The 6,835-nt window shown below is 72.4% G+C and carries 7 protein-coding genes and 1 pseudogene; all 8 read left to right on the top strand.

Annotation, left to right across the window (positions count from 1 at the left end; genetic code table 11):
- Positions 1 to 424 (top strand): annotated as a pseudogene (locus CCN56_RS37805) (LLM class flavin-dependent oxidoreductase); the annotation flags it as partial.
- Positions 425 to 540: 116 nt separating this feature from the next.
- Positions 541 to 1,461, top strand: coding sequence for a LysR family transcriptional regulator (locus CCN56_RS37800; protein ID WP_256962378.1), 921 nt, complete (start codon positions 541 to 543; stop codon positions 1,459 to 1,461).
- Positions 1,462 to 1,630: 169 nt separating this feature from the next.
- Positions 1,631 to 2,560: a DMT family transporter gene (locus CCN56_RS37795; protein ID WP_086832201.1), complete on the top strand. Its 930-nt coding sequence runs from the start codon at positions 1,631 to 1,633 to the stop codon at positions 2,558 to 2,560.
- 109 nt (positions 2,561 to 2,669) lie between these two features.
- The gene (locus tag CCN56_RS37790) at positions 2,670 to 3,290 is read left to right on the top strand and encodes a LuxR C-terminal-related transcriptional regulator (RefSeq protein ID WP_086832200.1); all 621 of its coding nucleotides are present in this window, start codon (positions 2,670 to 2,672) and stop codon (positions 3,288 to 3,290) included.
- Positions 3,291 to 3,362: 72 nt separating this feature from the next.
- Positions 3,363 to 3,782 carry a hypothetical protein gene (locus CCN56_RS37785; RefSeq protein WP_086832203.1) on the top strand — a complete coding sequence of 140 codons (420 nt, stop codon included), beginning with the start codon at positions 3,363 to 3,365 and terminating at the stop codon, positions 3,780 to 3,782.
- Positions 3,783 to 4,120: 338 nt separating this feature from the next.
- Positions 4,121 to 4,705, top strand: a complete 585-nt coding sequence (locus CCN56_RS37780) for an arylmalonate decarboxylase (protein WP_306300660.1) — start codon at positions 4,121 to 4,123, stop codon at positions 4,703 to 4,705.
- Complete coding sequence (locus CCN56_RS37775; protein ID WP_086832198.1) at positions 4,702 to 5,952, top strand: NAD(P)/FAD-dependent oxidoreductase; 1,251 nt, start codon at positions 4,702 to 4,704, stop codon at positions 5,950 to 5,952. Before CCN56_RS37780 ends, CCN56_RS37775 begins: the two co-directional genes overlap by 4 nt.
- On the top strand, positions 5,921 to 6,721 hold the full coding sequence (locus CCN56_RS37770; RefSeq protein WP_041131583.1) for an aspartate/glutamate racemase family protein: 801 nt from the start codon (positions 5,921 to 5,923) through the stop codon (positions 6,719 to 6,721). Before CCN56_RS37775 ends, CCN56_RS37770 begins: the two co-directional genes overlap by 32 nt.
- Positions 6,722 to 6,835 lie beyond the last annotated feature (114 nt).

Raw genomic sequence — 6,835 nt, 5'->3', positions numbered from 1 at the left:
GCAGCGGCCGGGCCCGCCCGTCTGGGTCGGCGGCCACAGCTACGGGGCGCTGCGCCGGGCCGTCCGCCTCGGCGACGCCTGGCACCCCACCTCCGTCTCCGGCGACTGGCTCCTCGGCGTGGGACTGCCCACGCTCCGCCAGGTCGCCGAGGAGCAGGAACTCCCGGTGCCCGACCTCTGTCCCCGGATCAAACTGCGGGTCGCCCCGCGGCCGCTGGGCCCGGGACGGCTGCTCGGCGAGGGCACCCTGGCGCAGATCGCCGACGACCTCGGGCTCCTCCAGGACCTGGGCGCGGGCGCCGTCGTCCTCGACCCCACCTACCCGGGCGACCGGCGCGAGGCGGGCCGCACCGCGCGGGACCTCGACGTCCTGGAGACACTGGTCAAGGAGGTCATCGACGTGGACGCCGGCTGCGTACGATGACGAGACGCTGACGGCTTCACGGACGGCTTCACGGACGGCTTCACGGACGGCTTCACGGACGGCTTTGCGAACGGCTTTGCGGATGGCTTCACGGTGAGGGGGAGGGCGTGCGGGACGTGGCCGATCTGGACCTGCGCAAGCTGCGCGTGCTCAGGGAGCTCAGCGAGCGCGGCACCGTCAGCGCGGCCGCCCGGGCCCTCCACCTCACCCCGCAGGCCGTCTCCCAGCAGATCAGCGCCCTGGGACGGGAGTTGGGCGTCCCGCTCACCGAACCGTCCGGGCGCCGGTTGCGCCTCACCGGCGCGGCGCGGATCGTGCTCCGGCACGCCGACGCCGTGTTCACCCAGGTCGAGCAGATGCGCGCCGAGCTCGCCGCGCACGGGAGCGGGGACAGCGGCGAGGTCGCGGTGGCCGGCTTCTCCACCACCCTCTCGGCGCTGATCCTGCCCGCGGTGGCCCGGCTGCGGGAGACCCGGCCGCTCCTTCGGACCTCGCTCGCCGAGATCGACCCGCCGGAGAGCTTCTCGATGCTGCACCGCGGGGAGACGGACGTCGTCATCTCCGCGGACACCGCGCACCATCCGGGAGCGGTGGGCGAGGACCCGCGGTTCCACCGCATCGCGCTCTGCGACGACCCCTTCGACATCGCCCTGCCGGAGGGCCACCGGCTCCTCGACAGCCCCCGGCTGCTCCTCGCCGACCTCGCCGAGGAGACCTGGATCTTCGCGACGACCGGCATGTGCCACGACATCGGCGTCGCCGCCTGTACGGCCGCCGGGTTCACCCCGCAGGCCTCCCACGCCATCGGCGACTGGGACGCCACCCTCGCGGCGGTGCGGCTCGGCCTCGGGGTCGCGCTCGTCCCGCGGATGGCCAAGCCGGCGCCGCGGCCCGAGGTGACGATCCGCGCGTTCAGCGAGCAGGCCCCGTCCCGCACGGTCTTCGCGGCCGTACGGGAGGGCAGTCAGACCTCCCCGGAGATCGCCGCCGTCCTGGACGCGCTCCGTACGGTGGCCAGGGCGGCCGTCGCCGTCTGAACACCGTCCGACCCGGCGGAACGCGATTCGCCACGGCTCGTGGAAGGTACCGTCCACGAGCCGTTGCTGGACCCCGTCCGGCCGCCGCTGCCAGGCTCGTTCCCGTACCGCGGACCACTTCGCGCGTCCCTGAACCTCCCCCTTGTCCTCTCCTGGAGCGGGAACACCCATGTCCAAAGCCACGTACGCGCGGCTGGCCGCGCTGAGCCTCGTCTGGGGCTCCGTCTTCCTGTGGATCAAGATCGCCGGATACGGCTTCTCACCCGTGCAGATGGTGCTCATCCGGCTCGCCCTCGGCGCCGTCGTCATCCTCGCCATCGGCTACGCGAAGGGGCTCCGGCTGCCCAAGGAGCCCGCCACCTGGGGGCATCTGGCGGTGGCCGCGCTCCTCGGCAACGCCGTCCCCTGGACCCTGTACGCCGAGGGCGAGATCGAGGGCTCCAGCAGCGTCGCCGCCGTCGTCAACGGCAGCGCGCCGATCTGGACCCTGGCGGCCGCGCTCCTCCTCGGCCAGGAGAAGCGGGTCTCCGGCTACAAGGCCGGCGGTGTGCTGCTCGGCCTCGGCGGCACCGCGCTCATCGCCTCCCCCTGGAACTCGGCCTCCGCGGGCACCGGTTGGAGCATCCTCTGCTTCGTCCTCGGCTCGGTCAGCTTCGGCGCCAGCTTCGCGTACATGGGCAAGTTCCTCGTGGGCAGGGGCATTCCGCCGCTGATGCTGGCCGGCGGACAGCTCAGCGTGGCGACCGTGCTGCTCCTCGCCGCCTTCCCGTTCCTCGGCCTCCAGGCCGTGACCTGGCGCGCCGACTCGGTGATCTCGGTCCTCGTCCTCGGCGTGGTCTGCACCGGCTTCGCCGCACTGCTCAACTTCGAGCTGATCATCAAGGACGGTCCCACGGTGGCCTCCACCGTCACCTACCTGATGACCGCGGTGGCCGTGGTGCTCGGCGCCGTCGTGCTGCGCGAGCCGCTCGGCTGGACCGTGTGGCTGGGCGCCGTGGCGGTGCTCGCCGCCACCGGCCTGCTGCGCCGCAAGCCCCGTCCTGCGGCCGAACCGGCCCCCGAGGCGGCCCCCGTACCGACACCTGCGGCGGCCGATTAGCCGAGCACCGTCAGAACCCATCAAATGTCGGGCCGCCGGTCGCAACATTGTGTTCATTAATGGACCGGGTGATGGATGGTAGCGTCACAGGCGGAAACACCCGGCCTTAATGGGGGAGTCGCACGTGGCTTTTGTGGTCGAACTCGTTTTCCGTGGCAATGGAACGGACCGGTTGAGTTTCGGAGAGGCTCATCGGGCCTACTGGAAAAGAATGGCCGCGCGCGGCATCCTGCTCGGCGGCGGCCCTTGGCGGGACGGCACAGGGGAGTTCCTGGTCTGCGAGGCCCCCGACCGCCGCACCCTCTTACGGGTGCTGTACGCCGACCCGTACGCACAGGCGCAGGTCATCGGCGAACTGCGGGTCCGGGAATGGAACGCCGTCATGGGGCACGTGGTCCTCGCCGGCCTCGAACGGTCCACCGGCGGCGCCGGGACCCACGAGCGAATACGCGGGGGCGTGCCGGCGTCCGTCACGCCGCCCACCCCTCCGGGCGTGCGTGAGGAGCTGACCGCCCCGCCGAGCGCCCGTGAGGAGCTGACCGCCCACGAGCGGCGCATCGCCACGATGATGCTCGACGGCCTGACCAACAAGCAGATCGCTGAGTCCTTCACGGTCTCCACCCGGGCCGTGGAACTGCACATCACCCGGATCTACCGGAAGCTCGACATCCGCAGGCGCGCCCAACTGGCCGCCGCCATCGACCGGTTCGAAGCCGCGCCGGCCTGCTGATCCGCACGTCCCGACGTACACACCTCCTGACGTACACACCTCCTGACGTACGCACCGATGATGGGAGTCGCCATGCCGCTGGTCGAGATAACCGTTCCCGAGGGCACCCTCTCCGAGGCCGCCGCCGAGGTCCTGCAGCAGCAGGTCGCCGACTCCGTGCTCACGGCCATGGAGCTGCCGCACACCGAGTTCTTCGCCGCCGCCACCTGGGTGTACGTCCGCGAGGCCGCCAAGGGGCTCGCGACCACCGGCGCCGGCCGGCCCCCGGGCGTCCTGGTCGTCCTCACGCCCCTGGAGGGCTTCCTCACCCCCGAGCGGAACGAGGCGCTGTCCGTCGAGATCACCCGGCACGTGCACGCGGCGACCGGGCCCGACACCGTCGTCTGGCTCGTCGTGAACGAGATCCCGGAGGGGAACTGGGCCGTGAACGGCGGCCTCACCCGCCGCGCGAAGATCGACGAGCTCGTCGCCGAGGCGGCCGCCGGCAGCTGAATTCCACATTCCTCCCGGCCTCGGCGCCGCACCGTATTCACGGTGCGGCGCCGTTCGCATTTCCGGAACCGGGTCACCCGGAAAGGAGTGCGGATTCCCGTATCGATGTACGGGTCGCCCCGCCCGTACGGTGATGTCAATGGCACCGAACGGAAGGGAGAGACTCGTTCATGGCTCTGCAATCGGCGCCGCGACTCGGTGTGGTGGTTCCGTCCGGAAACGCCGCCGCCGAACCCGAGATCGGCAGCCTCGTAAGCCCCGCATTCAATGTGCACACTTCCCGGTTCCCGGTACTTCCCGGAAAAGACCTGCGCGGTCGTCTGGAGAAGTACAACGACGTGCTCCCCGAAGTGCTCGGGAATTTCGGCGGACTGCGTCTCGACGCGGCCGTCGTCTCCTGCACCGGCTCGCACTACCTCCTCACCCCCGAAGGCGACCGCGCGCTCTGCGCGGAGCTCTCCGAGCGCGTCGGAGCGCCCGTACGGTCCGCCGCCCTGGCCATCCTCGACACCGCGCGGGCCGTCGGCGCCGAACGGCTCGTCCTGATCTCGCCCTACGAGCCCTGGCTCACCGAACTCTCCCACGCCTACTGGGAGTCGGCCGGACTCAAGGTCGACCGGGTCGTCAAGGTCCGGGCCGGCGCGCGCTTCTCCCCGTACGACGTGACCACCGAGGAACTCGTCGCCCAGGTCAGGGAGGCCGAACTCCCCGAGGACGCCACTCTGTTGTTCACCGGCACCGGCATGTTCACCTTCGACGCGCTCGCCGAGCTCGGCCGCGACAGCGGGCGCACCCTGCTCACCTCCAACCTGGCGAGCGCCTGGTGGGCCCGCGACACCCTCGGCCTCCCGGCCGACGGACCGGACGCCCACCCGCTGCTCCGGAGGCTCACGGAGCGGGCCGCCGCCGTGACCGTGTCGTGAGCGGTCGTACGACACCCCACGGGCCGGTCGCCGTCGTCGGCGCCGGGCCGGTGGGCCTGACCGCCGCGCTCGTCCTCGCCCGCGCCGGGATCCCGGTGACCGTCCTGGAGGCCAGGAGCGAACTGGCCACCGAGTCCCGCGCCTCCACCTTCCACCCCGCGACCCTCGACCTCCTCGACGAACTCGGTGTGGCGGCCGCCCTGCGCGTCCAGGGCCGCACCGTCGACCGCGTCCAGTGGCGCGACCTGGACGGCACCGTGCACGCCGAGCTGGACTACGGACTGCTCGCCGGGCACACGGGCCACCCGTACCGGCTCCACGTCGAGCAGGCCCGGCTCACCCCGCTGCTGCTCGAAGCGCTGACCGCGACCGGCCTCGCCGACGTACGGTTCGGGGCCACCGTCACCGGCGCCGAGGAGACCGGCGAGGGGGTGCGGCTGCGGACGGAGGACGCGGCGGGGCGACCCGCTCACACCCACCACCCGTACGTCCTGGCGGCCGACGGCAGCCGCAGCCGGCTGCGCGAGCTCGCCGGACTCCCGGGCACGGCCGAGGAGTACCCGGACTACGCGCTCCGCGTGGTCACCGACTCCCCGCTCGACGAACTGGTCCCCGGGCTCGCCCCGCTGACGTACGTCCGCGACCCCCGGGCCTCCTGCAGCGCGCTCGGGATGCCCGACCACTGGCGGCTCATCTTCCGCATCCGGCGCGGCACGCCCCGCGACGAGGTGCTCGCGCCGGGGACCGTACGGGCCCGGGTCGAGCAGGCCCTGCCGGGCGCCGCCGGACGGGCCGTGCGCATCACCGACGCGCACACCTACCGGCTCGCGCGGTTCCTGCTGCCGCGCTACCGGGCCGGCCGGGTGCTGTTCGCCGGGGACGCGGCCCACCTCACCTCCACCGCCGGCGGCCTCAACATGAACTGCGGTCTCCACGACGCCGTGGAGACCGGCCGGGCCCTCGCCACCGTCCTGCGGACCGGCACGGGCGACGAGGCACCGCTCGACGCGGCCCTCGGCCGACGCCGCTCCGTCGTCGAGACGGCCGTCCTCCCGCGCAGCGAGGCCCGCACCGCCGGCCTGGACAGCCCCGCCGAACTCCTCGCCCGGATCGCCGACCTGCGGCGCACCGCCGCGGACCCCCGCGCGGCCACCGACTACCTGCTCAAGGCCTCACTTCTCGACGTCGCACCACGACCCCTGAAAGGTGACGCACATGCGGATCTGGTTTCACAAGCACACCGTTGAGGGACGGCTTCCGCTGCTCGACCAGTGGTACCGCGAGCACCTCGACGCGATCGCGGCACCCGGCACCACCGTCGACATCAAGACCCTGCCGGCCGACACGTACCCCGACCGCACCCCCTTCGGCCTCGTCGGCCACCACTCCGCCCAGGTGCTCTTCAGCCGCCACTTCTCCGAGTCCGCGCTCGTCGCGGAGCGGGAGGGCTACGACGCCTGGGTGATCGCCGCCGGACAGGACCCCGGCCTGCGCGACGCCCGCCACCTCGCCTCCATCCCGACCCTCGGATACGGCGAGACGGCCTTCTTCCTCTCGGCGCTCACCGGCCAGCGCTTCGGCGTCCTCGGCTTCATGCCGCCCCTGGAGGAGCCCATCAGGGCCAACATCCGCCAGTACCGCCTGGAGTCCTCGCTCAGCTCGTACGAGGTCGTGCCCGGCGGCTGGGACTCCGTGCACCGCTCCCTGGAGGGCGACTTCGACGAGTTCGTCGAGGTGTACTCGGCGGCCGCCCTGCGCGCCGCCAAGGCCGGGGCCGAGGTCATCATCCCCGCCGAGGGCATCCCCAACGAGATCCTCTGGCACCTCGGCATCCACGAACTCCACGGCCTGCCCGTGATCGACCCCGCCGGACTCGCCGTGAAGCTCGCGGAGACCCTCGTCCAGCTCGGCGAGCTGAAGCTCTTCCAGCGCAGCGGCCACGGCTACTGGTTCAGCCGCCCCGACGAGCCCGTCTCCAAGCACCTGGAGCAGGTCTTCCTGGGCTCGGCCCTCTAGGGGATGCCGTGTCCGGCGCACCGCACCCGTACCCGCACCCGTACCCGCATCCGAGACCGCACGCCGCCACGCCTCCCGAGGAGTCACGCCCATGACGTACGACGCCTACGGCCG

Source organism: Streptomyces sp. NRRL B-24572 (genome assembly GCF_002156145.1).
In the GTDB taxonomy this organism is placed as follows: domain Bacteria; phylum Actinomycetota; class Actinomycetes; order Streptomycetales; family Streptomycetaceae; genus Streptomyces; species Streptomyces vietnamensis.
Note: the sequence above shows the minus strand (reverse complement) of the source record. Positions and strands in the feature narration are given on the sequence as shown.